This is a genomic window from Jannaschia aquimarina, assembly GCF_000877395.1.
GTDB classification, from domain to species: Bacteria; Pseudomonadota; Alphaproteobacteria; order Rhodobacterales; family Rhodobacteraceae; genus Jannaschia; species Jannaschia aquimarina.
The window spans coordinates 1-25,174 of the sequence record NZ_JYFE01000005.1; the positions used below are offsets into that span (position 1 = coordinate 1).

Below are 25,174 nucleotides of genomic sequence, written 5' to 3' on the forward strand. Positions count from 1 at the left end.
GACCCCCGCCCCGCGCATCGCATCGCGCGCCGCATTCAGGCTGCCGTCGAGGTCGATGGCGCGGGTCAGATCCTCTCGCACGGTGACGTCGAGGCCCAGCTTCGCCGCATCGAGGGCGGAATAGTTGACGCAGAAATCGGTGGCGAGGCCGACCAGCGTCACGGCCGTGACCCCACGCTCGGCCAGATATCCGCCCAGCCCGGTGGGCGTGGCGCGGTCGTTCTCGAAGAAAGCGGAATAGCTGTCGATGGCCGGGTTCCAGCCCTTGCGGATCACCACATGGGCGCGGTCGATGGCGAGATCGGCGTGGAAGGCGGCATCCTCGGTGCCCTGCACGCAATGGTCGGGCCAGAGCACTTGGGGGCCGTAGGGCATGTCCACCATGTCGTAGGGCGCGCGACCGGGATGGGAGGAGGCAAAGGACGAATGCCCCGCCGGGTGCCAGTCCTGGGTCAGGACGATCAGCGGGAAGTCGTCCATCAGGGCGTTGATGCCGGGAACGATCGTGTCGCCGTCGGGAACGGCGAGGTTGCCGCCGGGGCAGAAGCCGTTCTGCACGTCGATGACGATCAGGGCCTGTTTCGTGTCGGTCGTGTCGGACATGGGCGCACCTCCGGGCCGCAGGGTGCCGCCTTGGCGGCGCGGGCGCAATCGGATAGCGGGCGGGCATGGATTGGACCGTCGCCGGCTTCTACCGATTCACGCCGCTGGATCCCGTGGCTGCGCGCGCGGCGCTCGCGGGGCCGTTCTGCCGGCTGGGGATCAAGGGCTCTGTCCTGCTGGCCGAAGAGGGCGTGAACGGCACGATCGCCGGGACGGACGACGCGGTGGCGGAGGCGGTCGGCCTGCTGCGCGCCCTGCCCGGCTGCGCCGACCTCGCGCCGCGTCTGTCGCGGGCCGACGCGCCGCCGTTCGGGCGGCTGAAGGTGCGCCTGAAGCGGGAGATCGTCAGCATGGGGCGGCCCGGTCCGCTGGGACCGACCGCGCGCCGGGTCGCGCCCGGGGACTGGGACGCGCTGATCGCCGCGGACGACGTGGCGGTGATCGACGTGCGCAACGGCTACGAGAGCGCCATCGGCACGTTCGACGGCGCATTGGTGCCCGGCACCGAGACCTTCCGCGACTTCCCCGCCTGGTGGGAGGCCAACCGCGCGGCCCTTGCGGGCAAGCGGCTGGCGACCTTCTGCACCGGCGGCATCCGCTGCGAAAAGGCGGGCGCCTTTCTGGCCGAGCAGGGGGTGGACGTCGCGCAGCTCGACGGCGGGATCCTGGCCTATCTGGCGCAGCGGCCGGATGGCGGCGCGTGGCGCGGCGGCTGCTTCGTCTATGACGAGCGGGTGGCGTTGGGTCCGGGGCTGGCCGGGACGGACCACGTGCTCTGCCGGGCCTGCCGCAGGCCGGTAGAGGCGGCGGATACCCGGCGCCCCGACTGGGAAGACGGCGTGTCCTGCCATCTGTGCATCGGCGAATTCTCGGAAGAGGACCGGGCGCGCTTCCGCGAGCGGACGCGCCAGATGGCGCTGGCGGAGCGCCGGGGCGAGGCGCATCTGGGGCGGACCGGATAGGGCGTCCGTCGATGCCGCGCGTCGACGGGAGCGGAGGTCAGACCTCCTCGCGCTCCTCCTCCTCGACGGGTTCCCATCCGGATGTCAGCAGCCGGACAAGGACGACAGCCGCGAACACCGCGACCGCGAGGATGAAGAAATCGGTCATTCGTCGCCTCCCAAACGAAGACACGCCGGACGATCTGAATGCTCTGACGGACCGTTCGACGCGTTAACCTATCCGCAAGGCTAACACGGGTCGGCAAAGGCAGGCATCAAAAATCGCCCGCCCGGCGGATCGGCGTCATTCCGCCGCTTGCGAGGATGCGCGCCGGTCGGCCATCCAGGCGTCGAGCCGGGACATCTGCGCCTCGTCGAGGCGCAGGCCCAGCTTGGTGCGGCGCCAAGCCACATCCTCGGCTTTGCGGGCCCATTCCTCGTCCATCTGCCAGGCGACCTCGGCCGCCGTCAGCGTGGCGCCGAAATCCTCGCCCAGATCCGCGGCGGTCTTGGCCGCACCCAAAACCTCGGGCGCCTGCGTCCCGTAAGCCCGCACGAGGCGGATGGCCCAATGGTCGGTCAGGAACGGATAGGCCGCCTTGAGCGCCGTAGCCTGCCCGTGTTGCCCGTCCACCGGGAAGTCGCCCCCCGGCAACGGCACGTAATGGGTCCAGCCGCCGCCGGTCAGCTTCAGGTGCTGGCCGATCTTTTCGACGGCGTGTTCGGCGAGGCGGCGATAGGTGGTGATCTTGCCTCCGAAGACGTTCAGCACCGGCGCGCCCGAATCCTCCACCTTGAGCACGTAGTCGCGGGTCGCCGCCGTGGCCGACTTGGCCCCGTCGTCATAGAGCGGGCGCACGCCGGAATAGGTGTGGACGACATCGTCCGTGGTGATGTCGGCCTTCAGGTAGCGGTTGGCGAAGGCGATCAGGTAGTCGCGCTCCTCGGGCGTGCAAGTGGGGCGCTTGTCGGGATCCTCGTGCTCGGCATCGGTCGTGCCGATCAGCGTGTAGTCGTATTCGTAGGGGATCGCGAAGATGATCCGCCCGTCCTCGCCCTGGAAGAAGTAGCACTTGTCGTGGTCCCAGAGCCGCTTGGTGATGACGTGGCTACCGCGCACCAGCCGGACGCCTTCGCGGGCATTTGACCGCACGACCCCGTGGATGACCGAGCCGACCCAGGGCCCGGCGGCGTTCACCAGCATCTTCGCACGAACCTGTCCCGAGCGTTCACCTTCCAGCGTCACGAGCCATTCGTCGCCCTCCCTCACGGCGCTGACGACGCGGGTGCGGACGTGGATCTCGGCGCCGCGGGCGGCGGCGTCGCGGGCATTCAGCACGACGAGGCGGCTGTCTTCGACCCAGGCGTCGGAATACTCGAACGCCTTGTGGAAGCGATCCTCCAATGGTCCGCCTTCGGGGGTGCCGTCCAGAGAGATCGTGGCCGTGCCGGGCATGATCTTCGACTTGCCCAGCGTGTCGTACATTAGAAGGCCGGTGCGGATCAGCCAATCGGGCCGGCGGCCCTTGAGCCATGGCATCACCGTGCCCAGAAGCTTGGAGGTCGGGGTTCCGCCCTCGAACCGCATTTCGGGCGAGAGCGGCAGCACGAAGCGCATGGGCCAGGAGATATGCGGCATGTTCCGAAGCAGGACATCGCGTTCCTGCAACGCCTCTCGGACGAGGCGCACTTCCCAATATTCGAGATAGCGCAGGCCACCATGGAAAAGCTTGGTCGAGGCCGAAGAGGTGGCCCCGGCCAGATCGCCCATCTCGGCCAGTCCGACGCTGAGGCCCCGACCCGAGGCGTCGCGCGCGATGCCGCAGCCATTGATTCCGCCGCCGATCACGAAGAGGTCGTAGGATTCGCGCATCTCTGCCCCCGATCCGAACATGAGCGAACATCTAGACTTTCGTTTGCGCGCGAACAATAGCTATCTCGTCGGACGGCGGCCGCATCCGCCCCTTGACGCAGGCCGGCCCGCGCCCGATCACGCGCCCATGAAAGCCATCGTTCAGCGGGTGTCCGAGGCGCAGGTCGCCATCGGCGGAGAGGTCGTGGGCCGCTGTGGTCCCGGCCTGATGATCCTCGTCTGCGCCGTCCAGGGCGACACGGAGGCGAATGCCGACGCGCTGGCGGGCCGGATCTCCAAGCTGCGCATCTTCCGCGACGCGGAGGGGCGGATGAACCGCTCGCTGCTGGATACGGGAGGCGGTGCCCTGGTGGTGAGCCAGTTCACGCTGGCGGCGGACACGTCACGCGGCAACCGGCCCGGCTTTTCCGCCGCCGCCGCGCCGGACGACGGAGAGCGGCTTTACGAGCGGTTCGTGGCCGGCCTGCGCGCCGAGGGCGTGGGCGTGGAAACCGGCCGGTTCGGCGCCGACATGGCGGTGAGCCTCGTGAATGACGGGCCGGTGACGATCCCGATCGAGCGGTAGCGCCCGGCCGCCCGTGCGTCGGCGCGGCGCGGGTTTCCTACTCGAACCATTCCGACCAGCCTGCCTCGTAGGCCCGTGGCAGCGCGTGATCGGAGAGCCGGTTGACCGGTCCGTCGCGCGGGCCGATCTGGGCGTCGAAGACCTGTGCTGCCGCGAAGGCCTCTGGCGTCAGCACGTCCAGCCCTTCGGGCAGGTCGCGCAGGTCGGAGCGCAATCCCGGCGGCACACCCAGCGCGAAGCCCCAAAGCCCGAAGGACGGCACATAGTTCGCATAGGCCGTCACGTCCCATTCGGTCTCCATCGTGCGCGCCACCATCCAGAACGCGTCCGATGCGAACATGGGCGAGCCGGCCTGCGTCACCACCACGCCCTGCGCCGACAGCCGGCGGCGGAGCAGCCGGTAGAACTCGACCGAATAGAGCCGCGAGAGCGACAGATTGCGCGGGTCCGGCAGGTCGAGGATGGCGACGTCGAAGGCATCCTCCCCCTCGCGGATCCAGGTAAACGCGTCGGCATGGACGATCCGCAAACGGCCGTCGCGCAGGGCGTCGCCGTTCAACGCCGACAGGTCGTCCCGGTCGCGGAACAGCGCGACGACGGCGGGGTCCAGATCGACGAGCACGACCTCTTCGGGGTCCCAGCGCAGGACCTCGCGCACGGCCATGCCGTCGCCGCCCCCGAGGATCAGCACGCGGGCGCGGCGCGGGGCGACGGACATCGCGGGATGGACCAGGAATTCGTGGTAGCGCGCCTCGTCGGCGGTATCGAACTGCACCGCCCCGTCGAGATAGAGGCGCGTGCGGCCCCGGTGGCGGGTGACGGTGACCTGCTGGTGGGCGGAGCGGTCGGAATAGACGATCTCATCTTCGTAGAGGCGCGCGTCGATGGCGGCGCCCAGCGGTACGGCGAAGGCCAGAAGCCCCGCGACGAGTGCGAAGGCCCCGCCCCAGGCGCCGCGGTCCGCCCAGCCCAGCCGGTCCCGGAAGAGCCACAGCGTGCCCCCCGCCACCGCGAGGTTCAGAAGCCCGAAGGCCAGCCCCGCCGAGATCAGCGACAGGTTGGGCACGATCAGCACCGGAAAGGACAGGCTGGCCACCAGCGCGCCCAGATAGTCGACCGAGAGCACGTTCTCGAACCGGAAGCGCGCGGCGCCGATCTCCTTGAGGACGCGGGCCAGCAGCGGGATCTCCATTCCCGACAAGAGCCCCACCGCGACCAGCGCCCCGTAGAGCGGCAGCGCCACCGCGCCCACCGTGGCGTAGGCGAAGAACGTAGCCAGCGCGGCCACGCCGCCGATCACGCCCAGCCCGACCTGCGCGCGCACGAAGCCGGCCACCGGATCGACGACGAAGCGCGAGGCCCAGGCACCCACGCCCATCGACGCGAGGAAGATGCCGATCACGAAGCTGAACTGCCGGATCGTGTCGCCCAGCAGATAGGCCGAGACGGTGGCCGCGATCAGCTCGTAGATCAGCCCCGCGACCGAGACGACCAGCGTGGCGGACAGAAGCCAGAGGACGGCGCCGCGGCGGTCGAACGCGCCTTCTTCCTCTCGGCTCAAGAACTCCGTGGGGTTCGGGGGGGGATCCGGGGGGCTGTCCCCCCGACCCTCTCCGCCCGTGCTCACGCCCGGATGACGGAGGAGATGATCACCGCGAGCGCCACGAACATCGCCCCCATGACGATGGCGATGGCGATGTTCTGGTCTTCCTCCAGCTCCTTGCGCAGCGAGAAGGGCGTGAACAGCTCCACCAGCCACCAGCAAGCCAGAAGCAGGCTGAGGCCGAAGAAGCTGTAGAAGATCGTCGCGACGATCTCGGAAAACAGAATGCCGTCGAAGGCGGCCATGGCGTTTCTCCTATTTGACTCTCACATATCCGACGCCCCCGGCCGAGCCGGTGCGCACGCTGCGGGCGACATCCGTGGACACGCCGCCCACCCCGCGCCAGGAAGCGTTCACGGCGGCCCCCAGCACGGCCAGCGAAGCGACCACGACGATCAGGCGCATCATCTCTCAATCCTCCTCGGTCCAGTCGGACCCGGCCCAGCGGCGCATCCGGTGGCGCAGCCGCGCCGATGCGGTAAACGCCAGCGCGATCGCGAAGACCACGAAGGCACCCAACACCCAGCGGATCGTAGTCAGACCCTCGCGCATCTGCACCTCGATCCGGCTGACGGTGCCCTGGTCGCGGCCCAGCTCTTCGAGATCCACGGTGACGCGGTGGGGTCCGGCCGCGACGGGCTGGAAACCCAGCGTGGCGCGGCGGCTGCCTTCGGACCAGCTCTCTCCGCCGGAACGGCCATGGTAGTAATCCACCTCGCGGAAGGTCTCGGCGACGGGCGTGCCGTCGGGACCGGTGATCGCGATCTCGAAGGCGGCCCAGTTGTTGGAACTGTCGGTGTTCAGACGCAATTGCACCGGTCGGGCGGCATTGGCGACCTCGAACTCCGCCTCGATGGGCAGCGCGTCGAGCGGGCCCTCGCCCAGATCGACGTAATCGCCGCGCATGGCGAGCATCACGAAGATCGACGCGAAGGCCGCCGCCGCCATGCCTCCGAACCAGAGCGGGTAGAAGCGCGATCCGGGCTTGGCCTCGAACGGCTGCAACGGATGGACGCCCTGGGGGCGCGGTGCTTCGACGCCGAAAGCCTCTGCCGCCTCGGGAGCATAGGTCGTGACCTCGACCTCGTTCTCGCGCTGGCCAGAGGAGACATAGGCCAGCATGTCGTGGGCATTGCCAAAAGGCATCAAGGAGATCGTCCGGCCTCTGTCCCCCTTTTCCGGCCTGTAGGTGAACTCTCCCTCGACAAAATCGCAGACCCAGTCGGATGTGGCGTAGTAGCGATAGGGCCGGCCGCGCCAATTGCGCGACGGCGGGCTTTCCGACCGCTCGACCGCTGCGGAGGTGAGCCAGCTGCCGGCAGGCCAGTCACGCACTTTGCGGGTAAAGAGGAGATGCCCATCCTCGACCGTCAGCCAGGCATAGCCGTGGGTTGGGGAATAGAGCTGATGGTCCGTCCAGCGCCATTCCCGGCTCTTGTAACGCTCGACCATCCCGATGGTGCCGACGATGGTCCAGTCCGCGCCCTTCAGATGCCCGGTCTGGCCCAGCGCGAACGGCGTCTCGGGCCGCTCCATCCCCGCGAAGACGGCGAGCACCTTGTAGGCGTCGTTCGCGTCGAGCTGCGCCCCGCAATAGGAGCAGACCTGCGTCACCACGCGCCCGCCACCGAGGACGGGCAGACCCGCCCCGCAATTGGTGCAGTTGATCGCGCGCGTGTCGCCGGACCGGGTCATGCGGGCCGCACCTCGAACGGGTCGATCCACTGGCCCGCGAACCAGGCCATGCCACCGTCCCATCTCTCACCAGAGAGGATCAGGCCGCCCGGCGCCGAGAGGTTGGCATACATATGCACGTCGCCGACGGCGACCGGTTCGGGAAGCTGGCCGCGGAAGGCCACGCAGGTCGCGTTCTCCACTTCGCTGACCCGCCAGTTGATATTGCGCACGGTCACCTCTCCGCCCAGGCGGAAGGCGTCGCGCGCGTGCGGCCATTCGGATTTCGGCAGCGGCGTCTGCATGGCCACGTCGCCCTCGTCCACCGAGACCCAGACCAGATCGCCGGTCAGGAAGGAGCCGTGATATTCGTCCCAGTGGCCACGCCCGTAATCGTAGCGGACATGGCCCGTCGCGGTGAAGATCCCGAAATCCCCCAACTGAACGGCGCGGCCCAGGCCGATGAGTTCGGGGGCGTCCAGCATCTCGCCCGCCTCGCCCGCCTTGGCGACGACCTGATCGTCGACCACGATGGACGATCCGCAGAATTCGCAATCGACCATGCGCGCATGGGCCAGCAGCCGGGGCAGCGCGCCGCCGCAATTGGGGCAGGAGCGGAGGTCGGCTGCCATGCGCGGTTCAGGAGGCCGAGGCCAGCGCCCCGCCCTCGAGCAGCGCGAAGGCGTCGGCGAAGAAGTCGGGACCACCGAAATTGCCGGATTTCAACGCCAGCGCCGGGCCGGTATCGGCAAGGCACCATGGCACGCCGGGCGCGATTTCCGGCCCGATCGTCAGGCTGCGCACGCCCAGCGCGCGCGTCACGGCGCCCGACGTCTCGCCGCCCGCGACGACGATGCGGCCGATGCCGCGCCCGACGGCGTCGGTGGCCAGCGTCGCGAGCGCGTCCTCGACCAGGGCGCCCGCGCGGGAGACGCCCAGCTTTTCCTGTGCGGCAGCGACGGATTTCGGCTCGGCGGTGGCATAGACGATGGTGTCGGCCTGAGGGTCGCGCTGGGCCAGCCAGGCGCGCGCGTCGGCCAGCCCGCCCTGCGCCAGTTCCATGGGGTCCAGCCGGTAGCCCGCGGCGTGGTCGAGATAGGCCCCGACCTGCCGGCGCGTCATCTCGGAGCAGGAGCCGGAGAGGACGAGCCGCCCGCCGCTTGGTGCGTCGAAGGCGGAGGCGCCGCCCTGCGCCACCACGCCGGACTCCATCCAGAGGGCCGGCAGAGGAGCCGCGAGGGCCGAACCCCCGCAAATCAGCGGCAGATGCGAAGCGGCCTGAGCCAGAACGTCCAGATCCGCATCCTCAACGGCGTCGAGCACGATGTGCCCGCGCAACCGCTCGATCGCGTCGCGCGTCGCGTCGGCTCCGCCGCGCACCGTCGGAAACGCCACCAGTCCCACGTCGCGCTGCGCCTGAGCCGCAAGCAACCGCACGAGCGACGCGTCGCGCATCGGCGTCAGCGGGTGATCCTTCATCGGGCTCTCGTCGAGCGGTTGTTCGCCCACGAAGAGGTTGCCCATGAAGACGCGGCGCCCGTTCTCGGGAAAGGCGGGGCAATGCACCGTCCGCTCTGCGCCGAGCTCGGCCATCAGGGCATCGGCAACGGGACCGATATTGCCGCGCGGGGTCGAATCGAAGGTGGAGCAATACTTCCAGAACAGCCGCCGCACGCCCTGGTGGCGCAGCCATTTCGCCGCCAGCCGCGCTTCGGCCACGGCGTCCTCCGCGGGGATCGTGCGGATCTTAAGCGCGATGACCTCGAACGGACCGGCCGCGCCGCCTTCGGGCACGCCGATATGAAGGCGCACCGGCACGCCGCCACGTGCCAGCATCGCGGCCAGATCGGTCGCGCCGGTGAAGTCGTCGGCAATGGCACCGAAGAAGGCGTCGGACATGAGCAGTCTCCCCGCCCGCAGAATGGCGGGGCCGGGCCGTCCGGAAAACCACGCGGCCCGTCCGCGCCTCATTTTTGGGGCCGCAGTGATGCGGAAAGGTCGCGTCGGCATCGGGTCCGGACCTTTCGCACGGCGCGTCCGGCGCTTACCCTTGCGCCACCCTGCCAGCGGAGTACCGACCATGCGCCTCGTCCTGACCGTCCTCGCGACCTGTGCCGCCTTGCCGGCCGCCGCCGAGGAGGCCCCCTTCTGCGGCGGGATCAGCCTCGTCGGAAGCTGGGTCGGCGGCGCGTCCGAGACGTCGGACCTGACCGGCGCCGACCAACTGGTCGACCTGGCCGCGCGGGTGCCCATCGCAGGTCATGCCGTGCACCTCTTCAGCCTGTCGGAGCCGGGCACCGTCCGCGCCGATATCCGCGCCGTGCCCGACGGCGATCCCTACGCGGCGATCTACGACGAGACCGGAAACGAGGTCGCCTCGGACGACGATAGCGGCGGAGACCTCGGCGCGCGGATCGTCGCGGATCTGCCCGCGGGGACCTACTGCCTGGCCTCGCGCAGCTACGAGACGTCGATTCTGGACGTATCGGTGCTGCTGGGTCCGGCGGATCTCTTCGAGTATGGCGATCTGCTTCCGCCGACCCGGGTCGTTGCGCCCGAAACCGGCGGCTGCGGCGCGGACGATGTGGCGCTCTTCAGCGAGACGCCCGTCGACGCCGCGACGCTGGAGACGCCCATCGCAATGACGGCACCCGCGGCGGCGCAGCCGGCCCTGCAATTCGCACTCGCGCAGGAAGATCTCGCCATGACGATCACCGCCGTCAGCGAGACGGGCGATCCGCTCATCCGCCTGCGCGGCCCGTCGGGCGAGATTCTCGAGGAGAATGACGATTTCGACGGGCTGAACGCCCGGATCGACCTGCGCGATCCGCCGGGACTGGGCGTCTATTGCGTCGAGGTCGAGGATCTGGACGATGGCGGGACGCCGATCACGGTGACGCTGGGCGCCTTCGATCCGGTGGCAGAGCGTCTGCGCCGGCTCGCCCGTATGGATTTCGCGCCGGGCCCCGACGACCCGGTCCAGCCGGAACATCTGGGCGAGCTGCAGACCGAACTCGTGGCGACCGCGCCGTCGTCGCAGGATGCGATCTGGTTCACGATGGACCTGCCGCAGGGCGGGCTGATGGTACTGGAAGCGGTCGCGACCGATGCCGATCCCGAGCTTCGCATCTTCGACCGCGCGGGCCGCGAGGTCGCCCATGGCGACGACAGTTTCGGCAGTTTCGACAGCTTCGTCGCCTATCGCGCGGCGCCGGGCCGCTACACGATCGGGGTGCGTGCCCGGGGCGACGATCCAAGCGGAGAGATCCGGCTCTTGGCCGAGCGCTTCGTCCCCGCACAATGAGCGACGACGGTCTGGGTCAAGCGCCCGGCCGCGTCGACCTCATGCCGCACGATCCCCGCTGGGCGCGGGCTTTCGAGACGGAAACGCGCCGGCTTGCGAAGGTGATGCCTCCGGAGGCCTGGTTGCACCATATCGGGAGCGCGTCCGTCCCGGATCTGGCCGCCAAGCCAATCCTCGATCTCGCGCTGGTCGCCCGACCGGAGCATCACGCCGCCCTCTCCGTCGGGTTGGAGCGATCAGGCTACGCGGCGCGCGGAGAACGAAGCGGCCTGCTGTTCATAAAGACCCGAAACGGGCGGCGGACTCACAATCTCCATGTCTATAGCCCCGACGCGCCGGAGCTTGGCGAACAGATCGCCTTTCGGGACCGTTTGCGCGCCGACAGGACTTTGCGAGATGCCTACGCGGCGCTCAAGACCGATCTGGCCCGGCGCGTCCCGCGCGGTGACTATGCCGAAGCCAAGGGGCCAATCATCCGCGCGGCGCTGGGCCGCTGATCACTTGTTCATCTTCGCCAGCATCGCCTGCATGTCGGCGAGTTGCTTGCGGATCGCGTCCAGTTCTTCCTTGGACGCGTCCGCCGATGGCTCGGACGGCGCCAGATCCTCGGGTTCGGGCGCGGACCCCCCGCCGCTGACGCCGCCGGACATCGCCTTGAGAAAGGCAGCCTGCCCGTCCTGCATCGCCTTGAACCCCGGCATCTGCGCCATCGGGTTCATTGCGGCCATGTTCTCCATCATCTTCGACTGGCCGGAGCGCAGCATCTCGAAGCTGGCTGCCAGGAAGTCGGGCACCACCGATTGCGTCGCGCCGGTATAGGACCGGACCAGATCCGTCAGCACCCCGATAGGCAGGACGGCGTCGCCCTTGGCCTCGTGCTCGGCAATGATCTGGAGAAGATAGGCGCGCGTCAGGTCGTCACCCGACTTCAGATCCACGATCTGAACCTCGCGCCCGGCGCGAATGAAGCTCGCGATATCCTCGAGCGTGACGTAGTCGCTGGTTTCGGTGTTGTAGAGCCTGCGGCTCGCATAGCGTTTTATCAGCAGCGGTTTCGTGTCGTCCGCCATCCCGGTCTCCCCTTCGCAGTCGCAGCGACGATGGACCCGCGGAACGGAATCTCCAAGCGAAAAGCGCCTGCCGCTGCGTCGCCGCGGTCCGGGGCGCGGGTGCGGTTGCTTCGATCTGGTCATTCGGCGATCGGCGGCGCAGCATCAGGACATGCATCCGCCGGCCGATCTGATGCGGCGCTTCGGCGCCCGCGAGCCCCACCTCGTCGCCGAAACGGCAGCGGCACGCGTCTGGCGCGTCCGCACCGACGGGGGGTCTGCGGCACTGAAGCTCTACCGCCGCAGAGACATGGGGAACGAAGCGGCGGGCTTCGACTGGATGCGTGCGACGGATGGGCGTGCCTGCGCGCGGATCCTGGCCGCCTATGGCCACGCGGCGCTGATCGAATGGCTCGACGGCCCGTCGCTGGGCGATCTGGTCCGGGCGGGCTGCGACGATGCGGCCGGCCGGCGGTTGGCGCGCGTGGCGCGGAGGCTGCATGGCGCGCCGCCTCGCCCCATGGACCTACCCGATCTCGGCACGTGGTTCGCATCCTTCGACGGGATGCACTTCTCGCCCGCTTGCCCCGCCCCCGACCTGATGCGCCGCGCCGCGGCACTGGCGCGGGAAATGCTGGCCACTACGACCGAATGGCGCCCGCTCCATGGCGATCTGCATCATGACAATGCCCGACGGGGCGCGCGAGGCTGGTGCGCCTTCGATGCGAAGGGAGTCCGAGGCGATCCGGCCTACGAGATGGCGAATGCGTTGCGGAACCCGCGTGGGGCGGCGGAGATCATCAGGACCCCGGGGCGGATCGACGCGATGACGACGCTTTGGGCGCAGGCGATGGGCGTGCCTCGCATCCGTCTCGCGCGGTGGGCGGCGGCGAAATGCGCGCTCTCGATCCGGTGGACGACCGGGCCACGCGTCATCGACCACCCGGATTTCGACCTGCTCGCGCTCCTCATGTCGCGCGCATGAAAAAGGGCGCCCGAAGGCGCCCCGTTCCTAAACCGTCAGCTGCGATCACTTCGCGGCGGCAGCGGCCTTCTTGGTGGCCGTCGAGGCCTGCGCGGTCGCCTTCTTGACGGCGACGGTCGCATCTTCCTGGGCTTCCTTGCCGGCCGCCATCAGGAGTTCCATCGTGTCCATCTGGACCTTCTTGGCGACTTCGGCGAAGGCTGCCATGTTCTCGGCCGAGACTTCGGCATAGGCCGACGCGAAGTCGGTCATGGCCTTGGCGTAGTCGGACGCGTCTTCCTTGACGGTCGCGACGGGGCCCATCTTCGACAGCGTCTCGCGGGTCCACTTGTGGCTGATCTCGGCGGACTGCTCGGCGGCGTCCAGCGCGACCTTCGACATCTTCTCGGCAAAGGCGGCCTGCGTCTTGAAGGCGTCCTGCATGGCAGAGGTGTCGACGGGCATCATGCCCATCATGTCGGTCATGTACTTGGTGAAGTCGGTCGACTTGGTCATCTTGAAAATCCTTTCGCTTTCGCGTTCGTTCCGGTGGTTCGGCACCGCCTGGCGCCTCTCGCAGTCTTTGCTGCGGATGCGAGGTATCTACGTGCTGCACTGCGGCAATGCAAGTACTTTCTGCACTGCAGCATCCGGATCGGTCCTATTTTTTGTCGCAACCCGCAATTGCATTGACGCAAGGGCAGCCCGGACGCGGGCGAACCCCTTGATCCGCCGTCGCCCAAGCACGCGGCGCGATCGTCAGGCGGCCGCGCCCTCCTGGCGGACATAGGTGCCCGGCGCGTCGGTCAGAGCGGGATGAGCCTTGTCGCCGGGCGTGCGCGCCTTGACCTCGGCTCCGCTGGCATGATCGCGAAGCCATTCGGCCCAGCGCGGCCACCACGACCCTTCGGTGAAGGCGGCCGCGGCCTGCCATTCCTCGGGCGTGCCCTCGACGGCGCCGCCGCGCGTGTAATGGCCGTACTTCTTCTTGGACGGCGGGTTCACGATGCCGGCGATGTGCCCGCTTTCGGACAGGATGAAGGTCTTGTCGTCCGACCCCATCGCCTTGACGCCCTCGAAGCTGCCCTTCCACTGGGCGATGTGATCCGTCTCGCAGGCGATGGCGCAGAGCGGCACCTTCACGTCCGCCAGCGTCACCCGCTCGCCCATGAGCTCATAGCCCGAGCCGACCAGCTTGTTGCCCAAGCACAGGTCGCGCAGATAGCCCGTCACCATCGGCCCCGGCAGGTTGGTGCCGTCGCCGTTCCAGTGCAGCAGATCGAAGGCGGGTGGCGCCTCGCCCAGCATGTAGGACCGGACCGCGGGCCCGTAGACCAGATCGTTCGACCGCAGGTAGCTGAACGTCCGACCCATGAAGAACTTGTCGAGATAGCCCTTGGCCGAGGCCTCCCGCTCGATTCCCTTGACGAAATCGTCGTCCAGGAAGACGCCCATCTCGCCGGGATCGCTGAAATCGGTAAGCGTGGTGAAGAAGGTGGCCGTGTCGATGCTGTCGTCGCCGATCTTCTCCATGTAGCCCAGCGTGGCGGCCAGCGTGGTCCCCGCAATGCAGTAGCCGATGGCGTCGATCTTCTTCTGACGGGTGATCGCCTTCACCTGAGCGACCGCCTCCAGATAGCCGTCGCGGACGTAATCCTCCATGCGCACGTCGGCATAGCTCTCGTCCGGGTTCACCCAGGAGACGACGAAGAGCGTGAAACCCTGATCCACGATCCACCTCACCAGGCTGTTCTGGGGCTTGAGGTCGAGGATGTAGAACTTGTTGATCCAGGGCGGGAACAGCAGCAGCGGCTTGCGCGCGACCTTCTCGGTGGTGGGCGCGTACTGGATCAGCTCGAACATCCGGTTGCGGTAGACGACCGAGCCTTCGGTGGTGGCGATGTTCTCGCCCAGAGCGAAGGCATCCGGGTCCGACAGGGTGACCAGCCAGTCGCCTTCGTTGCGCTCGATATCGCGGACGAGGTTCTCCAGCCCCTTGACCAGGCTTTCGCCCTCGGTCTCCACGGCGCGCTTCATGGCTTCGGGATTGGTGGCCAGAAAGTTGGTCGGACTGAACAGGTCCAGGATCTGCTGGCTGAAGAATTCCACCCGGCGCTTGTCGGAGCGGTCCAGCCCGTCAAGTTCCTGCACCGTGTCGCGAATCGCATCGGCGCTGATCTGATATTGCTGCCGCAGGTAGCTGAACCAAGGATGGTCACGCCAGATCGGATCCTTGAACCGCTTGTCCCGGGGAAGGTCATCGCGCGCCGCCTCGCCGCGCAGGGCTGCCTGCTGCGCCTTCACCGCGGCGGTCAGCGCATCCCCCCAGTAAGAGACCTGCTTCTCGATGATCTTGGCGGGGTTGTTGGCCATCTCGGACCAATAGGCCGCCATGGCCTTGGCATAGAGTTCGGGTCCCGGCCCCTGCAATCCGGGGTCATGCCCCTCTCTCTGAGCCAGCGCGGCGACCAGCCGCTTGGTCAACTCGTCCATCCGCGCGAGGTTGGCGTTCAGACGCTCCAACCCCTCTGCGTCGGCGAGGTCACTCTGGGACCCGCTGTCCCGGCCACGTTCCGTCATCGCTTGCCATCCCCCCAGTCGAATGCAACCTTCTGGCAATGTCGCCGCTATAGCACAATCGGTTAGACACTCGACTCATTCCCGACTTTGCACCGCACGCGAGCCGGGCGCCACCTCAGCAGGAGGAGCCGACATGCGCTTCATGGCTGCCTACGACTTCATGGAAACCGCCCGCAACACGAATGCCTGGCTCGGCGCGACGGCGCGCACGATGGGCAGCTACCCGGCCCTCGCGCTCGCGCCCCACCCCGCCTTCCGCCTGATGGCCGCCTGGGGCGAGGTGACGGAACGAACCTTCCAGCGCATGGTGGTCAAGCCGGACTGGAACATCCTGCCGATCCCCGGCGCCGACGATCAGGACCATGTCGTCACACCCCGGATCGAGATGCCGCGCCCCTTCGGCGATCTGGTCCGGTTCGAGGTCCAAGGCCGCGCTCCGATGGAGCGGCGGATCCTTCTCGTCGCACCCATGTCGGGCCACTATGCCACGCTCTGCCGGTCGACGGTGGCCTCGCTTCTGCCGGATGCGGATGTCTGGGTGACCGACTGGCACAATGCCCGCGACATCCCCGTGAGCTGCGGCAAGTTCGATGTCGAGGATTACACCCTCTACCTGACCGACTTCATGCGCCATCTGGGCCCGGACGTGAACGTGATCGCCGTCTGCCAGCCGGCGCCGCTGACCCTGGCGGCCACCGCGCTTCTGGCGGAGCAGGAGCCGAAGGCGCAGCCCAGCACGTTGACCCTGATCGGCGGCCCCATCGACCCCGACGCCGCCCGCACCGAGGTGACCGATTTCGGCCGCCGCGTGACCATGGGCCAGCTGGAGCAATCCATGGTCCAGCGCGTCGGCTTCCAGCATGCGGGTGCGGGACGGATGGTCTATCCGGGCCTGCTGCAACTGGCCTCGTTCATGTCCATGAATGCCGAAACGCACGGGACCGCCTTCTGGAACCAGATCATGGCCGTCGCCAACGGCTCGGCCTCGGATCACGACAAGCACAACCGGTTCTACGACGAATATCTCGCGGTCATGGACATGCCGGCGGAATTCTACCTCTCGACGGTCGAACGGATCTTCAAGGGTCTCGAAGTGGCGCAGAACCGTTTCACCGTGGCGGGACACATGATCGACATCGGGTCGATCACCGACGTCGCCGTCAAGACGGTCGAAGGCGGGCGCGACGACATCTCTGCGCCGGGCCAATGCGTCGCCGCGCTGGACCTGCTGACCGGCCTGCCCGACGCCAAGAAGGCCAGCTATCTCGAACCCGAGGCCGGCCATTACGGGATCTTCGCGGGCCGATCGTGGCGCAAGAACATCCGCCCCCTGGTGCTCGACTTCATCGACGCCAATGCGGGCAGGCCGGTGCCCAAGCGCCGCGGCTCCAAGCGCCAGGGACCCGAAGCGCCGGGCGGCGAGAACGTGCACGCCTTCCCCGTCTAGAGGCGAGCAGCGCGCAGCGGATGGCCGGATGCCTGCTCCGGGGTCTGCCCCGCGGCGCGGAGATCATCAGCCGGTTCGCGACGGGCGACAGGTTCCACGACGCCGAAATCCGCGCATTGGACCTGTCCGACCGAGGGGGCGCGCGGCGCGACCTGCACGCTTGGACCATGACGGACGAGGTGGGTGCCGACGGCTTCCACGCACCGAGCGTCATGCCGTCGTCCGCTTTGACGTCGAGCGGCTCTGCCGGGTCGACCTGCGATGTCTCGACAGCGGCTTGGCTATGCTCGCCCTTCTCGACATGACCGGCACGCCCCAGAGGACGCGTCTCGATGTCAGCGTCGGTCGGCCCCGAGGGCTTGCTCGAGGGCAAAGGCCTCCGGATCACCGTGATCCCCGACCGGCCCGATCCGGATGCCCCCATCCGCCGTTGACACCTCGTCCCCGGCCCGCAACCCTGTCGCCGCCTTTCCAGCCGGAGCGTCGCCATGCCCGACCTGCCCTTCGCCTGCCGCTGCGGCCGCCTGCGCGGTCACCTGTCGGACATGGATCCGTCCGCCTACACCCACATCGTCTGCCATTGTGACGATTGCCGGGCCGCCTACACCCATCTGGGGATGGCCGACCCCGAGAAGGTGGGCATCGTTCAGACCAGTCAGGATCAGGTCCATATCGACGAAGGCGGAGAGAACCTGCGGGTCTTTCGCCACACCGCCAAGGGCGCACTGCGCTGGTACGCGACCTGCTGCGACACGCCGCTCTTCTACACCCCGCTCAAGGCGCGGCTGGTCCATGTCGGCGTGAATGCGGACCGGGTGGACGGCGATCTGGGCCCCGTCCGGGCCGAAGGCTTCGTGCCGACCGGATCGGGCCACCGTCACAAGGGCGCCCTCAGGATGGTCGGGCGGATGGCGACGCGCATGGCGGCCAAGAACCTGAACGGGCAATGGCGCGAGACGCCCTTCTTCGACGACGAGGGCGCGCCCGCCGTCCCGCCTCAGGTCCTGACGCGAGAGCAGCGCGCTGCCGCGTTGATGGGCGTCCGCCAGAGCTAGGCGCGCGGGGCGCCTCCGCTCACTCCATCGGGGGAATGATGATCGGATCCGGCTCCGGCGGCGCGTCCGGCCCGAAACAGGCCGCGAGGCCAAGGCAGATCATCAGAACCGAGACGATACGCATCGCGAATCCCTTCCGTCATGTGCTGCGGAAGAGCGTAGCGATGCAGGGTGGCGTTGGGTAGATCGCCGAGCGGGTCCACAGACGGATCGGACATGCGCGGCCCGGGACGGATCCGGTCGAACCTCCGATCATCGGCGCCGTCGCGTCTGACGAAGATCTAGAGCGGCACGAAGAGGGCCGCATAGGCGACCAGCATGACCGCCGCCTCGCGTCGGCAGAGGATGTATCCCGTCCGCAGGAAGGCCAGCGTGACGACCGAAGCGCCGACCATCACCGGGATCCAGAACGTCAGGAAGGCGTCTCCGACCCCGACCGGCGCCACGATGGCCGCCCCGGCCAGCACGATCGTGCCGTTGAAGACGTTGCTCCCGAGGATGCCGCCGAGGATCATGCCGGAGTGCCGGCGCAGGACCGCGGCCACGCAGGCGGCAAGCTCCGGGAGCGAGGTGCCCAAGGCGACGACCGTCAGGCCGATCATAGCTTCGGACACGCCGAGGCGGCCCGCGATGTCGATCGCGGCGCCGATGAAGAGATTCGCGCCGAGCGGAAGGGCCACAAGCGCGGCAAGGCACACGGCTGCCGCGGCCCAGAGGCGATGCGCCCCGGGATCTTCGGCTTCGTCGGTGTCGGGCAGGCTCCGCCAGCGCAGCGCCAGATAGCAGAGCATCCCCGCGACCAGCCCCACCGCATCGCCGACCGAAACCACTCCGTCAGAGCACACGAATGCGAGGGCAAGCGCACCGACCAACATGGCAGTCCCGTCGATGCGCAGGACGTCCCGGTCGATGGAAAGCGGCGCGATCAGCGCGGTGATCGCCAGCACGAGCAACAGGTTGGCGATATTGCTGCCTACGATGTTTCCCATCGCGACATCCGGCGAGGGGACGGACATGGCGTTGATGGCCACGAACAGTTCGGGCGCGGAGGTGCCGAACCCCATCACGACGAAGGCGACGATCACGGGCGGGACCCGAAGATGCCCCGCCAGTCCCGCGATCCCGTCCACGAGCCAGTCGCCGCCAAGAAAAAGCAGGCCGCATCCGGCGGCCAGAAAGGCGGTCTCGAGAAGCATCAGTCCGGCGCTCCGAACTCCAGGTCGTCGGGCAGGTAATTGAGAAGTTCGAGGCGCGGCGGCTTGCCCGCCGCCACCCGGATCGCGCTCAGGCTGGCGGGGGCCACCGGAATGATGCGGGCGGGATCGAGCCCGATATAGCGTTGCAGGATCGCGCGGATGACGCCGCCATGGCAGGTCACCAACAGGTTGTCGCAGGGATCGCGCCGTTCCTCTTCGATTGCGGCCTCCACGCGGGACGCGAAAGTCTCCCAGCTCTCGCCACCGGGCGGAGAGTGGGTTCCGGCCCGCCAGCCCAGCCAGGCTTCTTCGCTCTCGGCGCGGATGTCGTCGACGGCGCGACCGGTCCAGTCGCCCACGTCGATCTCTCGCAAACCTTCCGTCAGGCGGGGGGCGTCGGCGCCCACGCGCCGGGCCGTCTCGCGCACGCGCTCCAAATCCGAAGATACGGTGCGACAGGGACCGATGCTTTGGATCACCGGCCTGAGCGCATCGGCCTGCGCGCGGCCGAGCTCGGACAAGCCGATATCGGCCTGACCCTGAAGGCGGCGCGCGGCGTTCCATTCGGATTGCCCGTGGCGGACCAGAAGCAGCCGCATCAGACGATCCTCTCGCCATCGGGGCCGAACCAGCTATCGGGTTCGGACGGCAGGCGGAACTGCACCGTCTCGCCAATCCGCTTAGCGGGCGGACGATCCACGATGGCGGTGAGGCGAAGCCCGTCGCGCAGGCCGGTGACCATGGTGCGTCCGGCGATGGCGCTGATCTCGACCAGCTCCATCGGCAGGGTCGTCTCGCCCTCCGTCTCGGCGAGGGCCATCGTTTCGGCGCGGTACATGGCCATGCACTCCTCTGCGGGCGGGCTCAGCGGCATGTGCCGCCCACCGACCTTGTAGCCGGTGCCGTTCTTGACCACGGGCACCATGTTGTTGGGCGGCGTCCCCACGAAGGTCGCCACAAAGGCCGTCTTGGGCCGCTCGATCAGGTCGGCGGGCGGGCCGAATTGCTGGACGCGGCCCTCGTTCATCACGGCGACATGGGTGGCCATCGTCATAGCCTCGATCTGGTCGTGGGTGACGTAGACCGTGGTCGCGCCAGTGGCGCGGTGCAGGCGCATCAGCTCCGTCCGCATCTCGACCCGCAGCTTTGCATCGAGGTTTGATAGGGGCTCGTCGAACAGCAGGACCGACGGCTTCGGGGCGATCGTGCGCGCGATGGCCACGCGCTGCTGCTGTCCACCGGAGATCTCGTTCGGGTAGCGGTCGGCGAGTTGTCCGATCTCCAGCAGCTTCAGCACCTCATCCACGCGCGCGGCCCTCTCGGCCTTGGGCATCTTCATGACCTTCAGAGGCCAGTCCACGTTCCCGCGCACCGACATGTGCGGCCAGAGCGCGTAGGACTGAAATACCAGCCCCGAATTGCGCTTCGCGGGATCGACGGCCCAGTCGCGATCGCCATCCGAGACGGTCTGGCCGTCGAAGACGATCTGCCCCTCGCTCGGCAGTTCCAGCCCGGCCAGCATCCGCAAGAGCGTGGTCTTGCCGCAGCCCGACGGCCCGAGCAGCACGAGGAACGCGCCGTCGGGGACCGCGATCGAGACGTCCTTCACGGCCTCGACCGCGCCGAACCGCTTGGTCAGATTTCGGATCTCGAGCATCGAACTCCCTCAGCTCTGCAGCCACGGCTGCGACTTGGCCTGCAACCGGCTGGCAATCAGCGTCGCGGCGATGGACAGGAACAGGATCACCACGGTGATCGCGTTGGCGAACTGGCCGAAGCCTTCGGAGGCGTAGCGATAGGCCAGGACCGACAGGACCGGCATCGTCGGCGTGAAGAGCAGCACCACAAGCGACAGATCGCGGATGATCTTGACGAAGATCAGGATGCCGCCCGCCGCAAGCCCCCGGATCGCGAGCGGCACCGTGATCGCGGCAAGCCGCCGCGCGAAGCCGGCTCCGGTTATGCGCGCGCTCTCCTCCAGCTCGCCGCCGACCTGCTGGATCACCGCGCGCCCCGTCTGCACCGAGAAGGGCAGCAGATAGGCGGTGGCCGCGATGACGAGCAGGGCGAAGGTGCCGTAGAGCGCCGGGAACGGCCCGATTGGCGCGCCGAGATAGGCGATATAGGCCGCGCCGAAGGCGATGCCGGGCACGAGCAGTGGCAGGAAGCTGATCTGGGTGATGGCCGCCGACATCCAGCCTTCGCGGAAGCGGGCCGTGGTGTAGGAGGCCAGGAGCCCAACGAACATGCCGGTGAAGGCCACCGCGAGGCCCAGGCCCAGCGTGACCGTCAGCGCCCGCACGATATCCTCGTTGTAGGCAATGCCGGGAATGCCCTGCGCGAAAGACGGATCGCTCTGGCCGATCCAGTAATGCAGCGTCCAGTCCGAGAAGAGGTTGGCCGAGGACGGCGCGAGGCTCGACGCGGTCAGCACGATGACCGGCACCACGGTGGAGCTCAGCATGACGACCATCGCCACGGCAAAGAGCGGCCAGCGCGCGCCACGCAGATCGAACCGCTTGGCCCGCCCGCCCTTGCCCGTGATCGTCGTATAGGACCGGCGGCCCGACACGATCCGGTTCCCGGCCCAGAGGAAGGCGCCGGAGATCAGCACGAGCAGAATGCCGATCACATAGCCGCGCCCGACCTGCCCGACCTCGATCATCCCGAACAGGCGGGTCGAGAGGGTCTGCATCCGCACCGGCAGGCCCAGCAGCGCCGGCGTGGCGAAGTTCGACACCGCCCCCGCGAAGCAGAGCGACCCCGCCGCCACCAGCGCCGGCGTCGTGACCGGCAGGATGATCCCCATCAGGATGCGCCGCCCCTTCGCACCCGCGATCTGCGCCGCCTCCACTAAGTCCGAGTTCACCGTCGCCAACGCCGCGGCGATGATCGTGAAGGCCAGGCTGAAGTAATGCAGGGTCAGCACGATCAGCGTCGGCACCATGCCCCAGGCCAGCCAATCGGGGATGTCCAGCCCCAGGCCCTGAAGCCACCCGACCTGACCCCCAACGCGGTCGTTGCGGAAGAGCGCCCCCCAGGCCAGCGCCGCCGCGAAGGACGGGATCATGAAGGGCAGCGTCGCCATCACGCCGATCGTCCGTCGGAACGGGACATTGGTCATCACGACAAGCCATGCCAGGAATCCGCCCAGCAGGACGCAACCCGTCGACACGACCGCGCCGATCAGGAGCGTGTTGCCAAGCGGCTTGTAGAACAGGTTCGTCGACAATCGTCCCGTCAGGACGTCCGACCACGCCCGGATCGTCTCCGGCTGCAGCGTGAACAGCACCGTCCGAACCAGTGGCAGAACGATCAGCGCGATCAGGATCGCCAGCACGGCGATCTTGAGCGGGGTGCCCTGGCGGAACCACACGCGCCGTCCGTGCCCTGTCATGGCCGCATCCGCCATCGAGACATTCCTTCAGGAGTGAAAAACAGGGGGGGCGGGCAATCCATCTGCCCGCCCCGAGCGCGCCTATTGCAGCGTCAGGATCAGGTCGCCGATCTCGGCCCGGATGGTCGCCGTCTCGGCCGGGTCGATCCGCCACGCGGTGAAGTCGTCCAGCGGCACCGCATCGGGATGCGGCGGGATGTCGGTCCGGGTGACGTAGTCGCCCGCCACATAGAACGGGGCCAGTCCCGGCCCGCCGGTTTCGGTCTCGTCCCCCATCAGGAAGTCGATGACCAGACGGGCTGCCGCGGGGTTCTGCGGCTCGGCCGAAAGCGCGAGGATCGCGGGGAAGATGATGCCCGGCGCGGGCGCGACGTCGTTTGCGACCTGCAACGCCCAGCCTTCGTCCTCGTTGTCGCGGCGGTCCGAATAGCTGGTGAACCCGACAGGAGGATTGTCCTGACCCATCGCACCGACCGCGACGTTCACGTCATCCGTCGACCCCACGAGGATCACATCGTTGGCGAAGAGGTCGATGATGAACTTCTCGCCCGCATTCGCGGCACCGTCGAGGTCGATGGCCTCTCCGAACTCCGCTTCGTACGCCTCGGCCATCTCGTCCGAGCGCAGCACGATCTCGGTCATCAGATCGAGGTAATCGCCCCGCTGCAGCGGATCGACCATCACGACCCGGCCAACCCATTCCTCGCGCGTCAGATCCCAGAGGCTGTCGACCGGCGCGCCGTCGGGATTGGCTTCCTCGTTATACATCAGCACCTTCGTCGAGAGGCGCTGCGCCAGAAGCGGGTCCTTGTATTGCTCGGGCACCCGGTCGGCCACGCGGGGCGGCACGTACGGCGCGATGATGCCCGTCTCCAGAAGTTCGGTCAGCACGACCGGCGTGTCGGAGATGTAGATCACGTCCGCATTGGTCACACCGGCCTGCGCCTCGGCGCGCAGTCGCGCGATCTGCTCGGTCGACGAGATGTCGAACCCTTGCAGGTCGATGCCGGGATAGGCCTCCTCGAAGGCCGTCTCCACCCGTCCGATCCGGCTGGTGAACGAATAGACGGTCACCGTGCCCTCTTCCTGGGCGAGCGGCAGCAATTCGTCCGGCGACATCTCGTTGACGTGCCCGTCGGCCATCGCGGCCGAAGACAACACAATACCTATCGCGCCGAAGCGCGTCGCTGTCAGTGCAGTCATTTGGTCCTCCCTTGAGACCCTCTTTATTCGAACCGCTCGATCAGCTGTCCCAGGCGGTCCAGCTTCCTGAGCGACTCCTCCTTCGCAGTAAGACCCGCGGCTATGACGATGGCGTTACAGATGGTCATCGGCACGGTCAGCGTCTGGAATGCATCCGGATCGCCCGAGCGCGGCGCCGTCAGCAGGTGATCCGGCCGAGGCGCCAGAAACGCACCGGAATTGCCCGAAACCATGACCGTTGTGGCCCCCACCTCGCGCGCCGTCTCGATCAGGGCGGCATGTCCGCGCGGCGCCCGGCGGAACGCGAAGCTCAGCACCACGTCGCCCGCCTCCAGTCCGAGCATCTGCTCGGCAAGCGCGCGCGGATCGTTTCCGAGTTGCTGGACCTCCTTGCCGAAACGGCGGAAGCGCTTGACCATCATCAGCGCAAGAACTTCGGCATTGCCATAGCCGTAGATGAAGATGCGCCCCGCCCCCATCAGGACGGCAGCGGCCTCCACGACCTGGTCGGGCCGGATGAATTCCTCGATGCGGCCGAGGGCCTGAGCCTCGTCCTGCGCCAGCTTGCCTAGGATCGTATCGGACGTGCTGTCCGCGATGGTCTTCTCGAAGCGCGTGGCCGTCTCGCGCGTGGCGATGAATTCGTCGCGCAGGGCGTCGCGGAAAGCGGCGTATCCGTCAAATCCCAGCTTCTTCGCCAGCCGGGACGCCGTCGCCTCGTGAACGCCGACCGATCGCGCCAGCTCTCCGGCCGTCCCGAGCGCCGCGGCGGTCGGACTCTCGATGACCGTCTTCACCAGACGCCGCTCGCTGGGCGTCAGGCTCTGGGCTCGATCTGCGATCTTCTCGATGAGGGACACGGATTCTCCGACCTGAATTGCATTTCTTCTTGCATGGCAGTTTCTGTCTTGCAAGTGTATTTGCAGACCTGCAAGCAGACACGGCCCCGAACGGACGCGGATCCCGGTGGCGCATCTGCGACCCGGCGCCGCCGAACAAGGGCCCGATCTCGGAACACGGCCCCGGTCAAGCGAACGGGCGCACAGTTCGCTCCGGATCTGTGCATCGGTCGCGTATGTCCTCTGTCTGCACGGGGGGTGCACAGGGGGTGCACGGGGGTTGCCCCCATCGCGCGGTCGTCGATGAGGGAGGATGTTCCGTCCGCTCTGCCCGTCTCCACAAGGTCGAATCGAGCCGCCCCGGCCAGGCGCGGCGGATCAGACGGGGAGCGCGGTCTCGCTCTTGATCTCCTCCATCGAGAGCAGCGCGGTGACGTTGAAGACCCGCACTTCCGAGATCATCGCCTGGTAGAATTCGTCATAGGCGCGGGCATTGGCGACGCGGACCTTGAGAATGTAGTCGATCTCTCCGGCCAAGCGGTGCGCCTCCTGCACTTCGGGGCGATTGCGCAGCGTTTCCAGGAACTTGGACTGCCACTCCGCCTCATGCTCAGACGTGCGGATCAGGACGAAGAAGCACGCTTCCAGGCCCAGCGCGTCGGGATCCACGATCACCGTATTCGGCCCGATGATCCCGGCCTCGCGCATCTTGCGGATCCGGTTCCAGACCGGGGTCTTCGAAGAGCCCACGATCCGCGCCATCGCGTCAAGCGACTGCCCCGCATCGCGCTGCAGCTCTCGGAGGATCTTCCGGTCCAGGTCGTCGAGACGGGCGGCCATCCGCTTTCTCCCCGCATATCGGAACGCTGTCTTGTTTTGGG

26 protein-coding genes are annotated in these 25,174 nt (G+C 67.9%); 8 read left to right on the top strand and 18 right to left on the bottom strand.

All coding sequences use genetic code 11. The annotated features are described in order from the left end of the window. A partial coding sequence (gene pncA, locus jaqu_RS00745) for a bifunctional nicotinamidase/pyrazinamidase (RefSeq protein ID WP_043917022.1) occupies nucleotides 1-603 on the bottom strand: 603 nt, incomplete at its 3' end. Between the two features lie 65 nt (nucleotides 604-668). On the opposite strand from pncA, the gene trhO reads away from it, so the two are divergent. Beyond that, nucleotides 669-1,565, top strand: coding sequence for an oxygen-dependent tRNA uridine(34) hydroxylase TrhO (gene trhO / locus jaqu_RS00750; RefSeq protein WP_043917023.1), 897 nt, complete (start codon nucleotides 669-671; stop codon nucleotides 1,563-1,565). A 283-nt stretch (nucleotides 1,566-1,848) separates the two neighbouring features. On the opposite strand, the gene glpD is transcribed toward trhO, so the two are convergent. Then, nucleotides 1,849-3,417 (bottom strand): glycerol-3-phosphate dehydrogenase, encoded by a 1,569-nt coding sequence (gene glpD / locus jaqu_RS00755; protein ID WP_043917069.1) that lies wholly within the window; start codon nucleotides 3,415-3,417, stop codon nucleotides 1,849-1,851. Nucleotides 3,418-3,544: 127 nt separating this feature from the next. Here glpD and dtd point away from each other — a divergent pair, with 127 nt between their 5' ends. Next, entirely contained in the window at nucleotides 3,545-3,982 is a 438-nt protein-coding gene (gene dtd / locus jaqu_RS00760; protein WP_043917070.1) for a D-aminoacyl-tRNA deacylase, read from the top strand. 37 nt (nucleotides 3,983-4,019) lie between these two features. Here dtd and jaqu_RS00765 read toward each other — a convergent pair whose 3' ends face one another. The 6 genes from jaqu_RS00765 to otnK all read right to left on the bottom strand — a co-directional run bounded on the left by jaqu_RS00765 (nucleotide 4,020) and on the right by otnK (nucleotide 9,158). After that, nucleotides 4,020-5,543 (bottom strand): polyamine aminopropyltransferase, encoded by a 1,524-nt coding sequence (locus jaqu_RS00765; RefSeq protein WP_043917024.1) that lies wholly within the window; start codon nucleotides 5,541-5,543, stop codon nucleotides 4,020-4,022. Between the two features lie 62 nt (nucleotides 5,544-5,605). Further along, nucleotides 5,606-5,830 carry a DUF350 domain-containing protein gene (locus jaqu_RS00770; RefSeq protein ID WP_043917025.1) on the bottom strand — a complete coding sequence of 75 codons (225 nt, stop codon included), beginning with the start codon at nucleotides 5,828-5,830 and terminating at the stop codon, nucleotides 5,606-5,608. Nucleotides 5,831-5,840: 10 nt separating this feature from the next. After that, nucleotides 5,841-5,993 carry a hypothetical protein gene (locus jaqu_RS21545; RefSeq protein ID WP_161793811.1) on the bottom strand — a complete coding sequence of 51 codons (153 nt, stop codon included), beginning with the start codon at nucleotides 5,991-5,993 and terminating at the stop codon, nucleotides 5,841-5,843. Between the two features lie 3 nt (nucleotides 5,994-5,996). Then, complete coding sequence (locus jaqu_RS00775) at nucleotides 5,997-7,280, bottom strand: DUF4178 domain-containing protein (RefSeq protein WP_043917026.1); 1,284 nt, start codon at nucleotides 7,278-7,280, stop codon at nucleotides 5,997-5,999. Beyond that, the gene (locus jaqu_RS00780; RefSeq protein WP_043917027.1) at nucleotides 7,277-7,891 is read right to left on the bottom strand and encodes a DUF4178 domain-containing protein; all 615 of its coding nucleotides are present in this window, start codon (nucleotides 7,889-7,891) and stop codon (nucleotides 7,277-7,279) included. The genes jaqu_RS00775 and jaqu_RS00780 overlap by 4 nt, the downstream gene beginning before the upstream one ends. A gap of 7 nt (nucleotides 7,892-7,898) precedes the next feature. Continuing rightward, nucleotides 7,899-9,158, bottom strand: a complete 1,260-nt coding sequence (gene otnK / locus jaqu_RS00785) for a 3-oxo-tetronate kinase (protein WP_043917028.1) — start codon at nucleotides 9,156-9,158, stop codon at nucleotides 7,899-7,901. Between the two features lie 181 nt (nucleotides 9,159-9,339). On the opposite strand from otnK, the gene jaqu_RS00790 reads away from it, so the two are divergent. Both jaqu_RS00790 and jaqu_RS00795 read left to right on the top strand, forming a co-directional pair. After that, on the top strand, nucleotides 9,340-10,563 hold the full coding sequence (locus tag jaqu_RS00790) for a hypothetical protein (protein WP_043917029.1): 1,224 nt from the start codon (nucleotides 9,340-9,342) through the stop codon (nucleotides 10,561-10,563). Continuing rightward, nucleotides 10,560-11,060, top strand: a complete 501-nt coding sequence (locus tag jaqu_RS00795; protein ID WP_043917030.1) for a GrpB family protein — start codon at nucleotides 10,560-10,562, stop codon at nucleotides 11,058-11,060. The genes jaqu_RS00790 and jaqu_RS00795 overlap by 4 nt, the downstream gene beginning before the upstream one ends. Here the strand turns inward: jaqu_RS00795 and phaR are convergent, their stop codons facing one another. Then, the gene (gene phaR, locus jaqu_RS00800; RefSeq protein WP_043917031.1) at nucleotides 11,061-11,633 is read right to left on the bottom strand and encodes a polyhydroxyalkanoate synthesis repressor PhaR; all 573 of its coding nucleotides are present in this window, start codon (nucleotides 11,631-11,633) and stop codon (nucleotides 11,061-11,063) included. 151 nt (nucleotides 11,634-11,784) lie between these two features. On the opposite strand from phaR, the gene jaqu_RS00805 reads away from it, so the two are divergent. Beyond that, nucleotides 11,785-12,597 carry an aminoglycoside phosphotransferase family protein gene (locus tag jaqu_RS00805; protein ID WP_052500687.1) on the top strand — a complete coding sequence of 271 codons (813 nt, stop codon included), beginning with the start codon at nucleotides 11,785-11,787 and terminating at the stop codon, nucleotides 12,595-12,597. 45 nt (nucleotides 12,598-12,642) lie between these two features. Here jaqu_RS00805 and jaqu_RS00810 read toward each other — a convergent pair whose 3' ends face one another. Beyond that, entirely contained in the window at nucleotides 12,643-13,092 is a 450-nt protein-coding gene (locus jaqu_RS00810; protein ID WP_043917032.1) for a hypothetical protein, read from the bottom strand. Between the two features lie 243 nt (nucleotides 13,093-13,335). Beyond that, entirely contained in the window at nucleotides 13,336-15,156 is a 1,821-nt protein-coding gene (locus tag jaqu_RS00815) for a PHA/PHB synthase family protein (protein WP_043917033.1), read from the bottom strand. A gap of 133 nt (nucleotides 15,157-15,289) precedes the next feature. Here jaqu_RS00815 and phaZ point away from each other — a divergent pair, with 133 nt between their 5' ends. From phaZ to jaqu_RS00830, 3 genes are all read left to right on the top strand, one after another. Next, nucleotides 15,290-16,603, top strand: a complete 1,314-nt coding sequence (phaZ, locus tag jaqu_RS00820; RefSeq protein ID WP_043917034.1) for a polyhydroxyalkanoate depolymerase — start codon at nucleotides 15,290-15,292, stop codon at nucleotides 16,601-16,603. 20 nt (nucleotides 16,604-16,623) lie between these two features. Continuing rightward, nucleotides 16,624-16,908 carry a hypothetical protein gene (locus tag jaqu_RS00825; RefSeq protein ID WP_043917035.1) on the top strand — a complete coding sequence of 95 codons (285 nt, stop codon included), beginning with the start codon at nucleotides 16,624-16,626 and terminating at the stop codon, nucleotides 16,906-16,908. Nucleotides 16,909-17,091: 183 nt separating this feature from the next. Then, nucleotides 17,092-17,658, top strand: coding sequence for a DUF6151 family protein (locus tag jaqu_RS00830; protein WP_043917036.1), 567 nt, complete (start codon nucleotides 17,092-17,094; stop codon nucleotides 17,656-17,658). 281 nt (nucleotides 17,659-17,939) lie between these two features. Here jaqu_RS00830 and jaqu_RS00835 read toward each other — a convergent pair whose 3' ends face one another. From jaqu_RS00835 to jaqu_RS00865, 7 genes are all read right to left on the bottom strand, one after another. After that, entirely contained in the window at nucleotides 17,940-18,854 is a 915-nt protein-coding gene (locus jaqu_RS00835) for a calcium/sodium antiporter (RefSeq protein ID WP_043917037.1), read from the bottom strand. Beyond that, nucleotides 18,854-19,453: a histidine phosphatase family protein gene (locus tag jaqu_RS00840; protein WP_201774339.1), complete on the bottom strand. Its 600-nt coding sequence runs from the start codon at nucleotides 19,451-19,453 to the stop codon at nucleotides 18,854-18,856. Before jaqu_RS00840 ends, jaqu_RS00835 begins: the two co-directional genes overlap by 1 nt. Continuing rightward, a complete protein-coding gene (locus jaqu_RS00845) occupies nucleotides 19,453-20,511 on the bottom strand; it encodes an ABC transporter ATP-binding protein (RefSeq protein ID WP_043917039.1) in 1,059 nt (352 codons plus the stop codon). The genes jaqu_RS00840 and jaqu_RS00845 overlap by 1 nt, the downstream gene beginning before the upstream one ends. Nucleotides 20,512-20,520: 9 nt before the next feature. Then, nucleotides 20,521-22,251, bottom strand: coding sequence for an ABC transporter permease (locus jaqu_RS00850; protein ID WP_201774340.1), 1,731 nt, complete (start codon nucleotides 22,249-22,251; stop codon nucleotides 20,521-20,523). A gap of 81 nt (nucleotides 22,252-22,332) precedes the next feature. Beyond that, nucleotides 22,333-23,454: an ABC transporter substrate-binding protein gene (locus jaqu_RS00855; RefSeq protein ID WP_043917041.1), complete on the bottom strand. Its 1,122-nt coding sequence runs from the start codon at nucleotides 23,452-23,454 to the stop codon at nucleotides 22,333-22,335. Nucleotides 23,455-23,477: 23 nt separating this feature from the next. After that, complete coding sequence (locus tag jaqu_RS00860) at nucleotides 23,478-24,314, bottom strand: MurR/RpiR family transcriptional regulator (RefSeq protein WP_043917042.1); 837 nt, start codon at nucleotides 24,312-24,314, stop codon at nucleotides 23,478-23,480. Nucleotides 24,315-24,671: 357 nt separating this feature from the next. Continuing rightward, on the bottom strand, nucleotides 24,672-25,133 hold the full coding sequence (locus jaqu_RS00865) for an Lrp/AsnC family transcriptional regulator (RefSeq protein WP_043917043.1): 462 nt from the start codon (nucleotides 25,131-25,133) through the stop codon (nucleotides 24,672-24,674). Nucleotides 25,134-25,174: the final 41 nt, after the last annotated feature.

Bases quoted from the DNA above. Each gene is read 5' to 3' on its own strand.
- trhO (WP_043917023.1), top strand. From the start codon at position 669: ATGGATTGGACCGTCGCCGGCTTCTACCGATTCACGCCGCTGGATCCC.
- glpD (WP_043917069.1), bottom strand. From the start codon at position 3,417: ATGCGCGAATCCTACGACCTCTTCGTGATCGGCGGCGGAATCAATGGC.
- dtd (WP_043917070.1), top strand. From the start codon at position 3,545: ATGAAAGCCATCGTTCAGCGGGTGTCCGAGGCGCAGGTCGCCATCGGC.
- jaqu_RS00770 (WP_043917025.1), bottom strand. From the start codon at position 5,830: ATGGCCGCCTTCGACGGCATTCTGTTTTCCGAGATCGTCGCGACGATC.
- jaqu_RS21545 (WP_161793811.1), bottom strand. From the start codon at position 5,993: ATGATGCGCCTGATCGTCGTGGTCGCTTCGCTGGCCGTGCTGGGGGCC.
- jaqu_RS00775 (WP_043917026.1), bottom strand. From the start codon at position 7,280: ATGACCCGGTCCGGCGACACGCGCGCGATCAACTGCACCAATTGCGGG.
- jaqu_RS00780 (WP_043917027.1), bottom strand. From the start codon at position 7,891: ATGGCAGCCGACCTCCGCTCCTGCCCCAATTGCGGCGGCGCGCTGCCC.
- otnK (WP_043917028.1), bottom strand. From the start codon at position 9,158: ATGTCCGACGCCTTCTTCGGTGCCATTGCCGACGACTTCACCGGCGCG.
- jaqu_RS00790 (WP_043917029.1), top strand. From the start codon at position 9,340: ATGCGCCTCGTCCTGACCGTCCTCGCGACCTGTGCCGCCTTGCCGGCC.
- jaqu_RS00795 (WP_043917030.1), top strand. From the start codon at position 10,560: ATGAGCGACGACGGTCTGGGTCAAGCGCCCGGCCGCGTCGACCTCATG.
- phaR (WP_043917031.1), bottom strand. From the start codon at position 11,633: ATGGCGGACGACACGAAACCGCTGCTGATAAAACGCTATGCGAGCCGC.
- jaqu_RS00805 (WP_052500687.1), top strand. From the start codon at position 11,785: ATGCATCCGCCGGCCGATCTGATGCGGCGCTTCGGCGCCCGCGAGCCC.
- jaqu_RS00810 (WP_043917032.1), bottom strand. From the start codon at position 13,092: ATGACCAAGTCGACCGACTTCACCAAGTACATGACCGACATGATGGGC.
- jaqu_RS00815 (WP_043917033.1), bottom strand. From the start codon at position 15,156: ATGACGGAACGTGGCCGGGACAGCGGGTCCCAGAGTGACCTCGCCGAC.
- phaZ (WP_043917034.1), top strand. From the start codon at position 15,290: ATGCGCTTCATGGCTGCCTACGACTTCATGGAAACCGCCCGCAACACG.
- jaqu_RS00825 (WP_043917035.1), top strand. From the start codon at position 16,624: ATGGCCGGATGCCTGCTCCGGGGTCTGCCCCGCGGCGCGGAGATCATC.
- jaqu_RS00830 (WP_043917036.1), top strand. From the start codon at position 17,092: ATGCCCGACCTGCCCTTCGCCTGCCGCTGCGGCCGCCTGCGCGGTCAC.
- jaqu_RS00835 (WP_043917037.1), bottom strand. From the start codon at position 18,854: ATGCTTCTCGAGACCGCCTTTCTGGCCGCCGGATGCGGCCTGCTTTTT.
- jaqu_RS00840 (WP_201774339.1), bottom strand. From the start codon at position 19,453: ATGCGGCTGCTTCTGGTCCGCCACGGGCAATCCGAATGGAACGCCGCG.
- jaqu_RS00845 (WP_043917039.1), bottom strand. From the start codon at position 20,511: ATGCTCGAGATCCGAAATCTGACCAAGCGGTTCGGCGCGGTCGAGGCC.
- jaqu_RS00850 (WP_201774340.1), bottom strand. From the start codon at position 22,251: ATGACAGGGCACGGACGGCGCGTGTGGTTCCGCCAGGGCACCCCGCTC.
- jaqu_RS00855 (WP_043917041.1), bottom strand. From the start codon at position 23,454: ATGACTGCACTGACAGCGACGCGCTTCGGCGCGATAGGTATTGTGTTG.
- jaqu_RS00865 (WP_043917043.1), bottom strand. From the start codon at position 25,133: ATGGCCGCCCGTCTCGACGACCTGGACCGGAAGATCCTCCGAGAGCTG.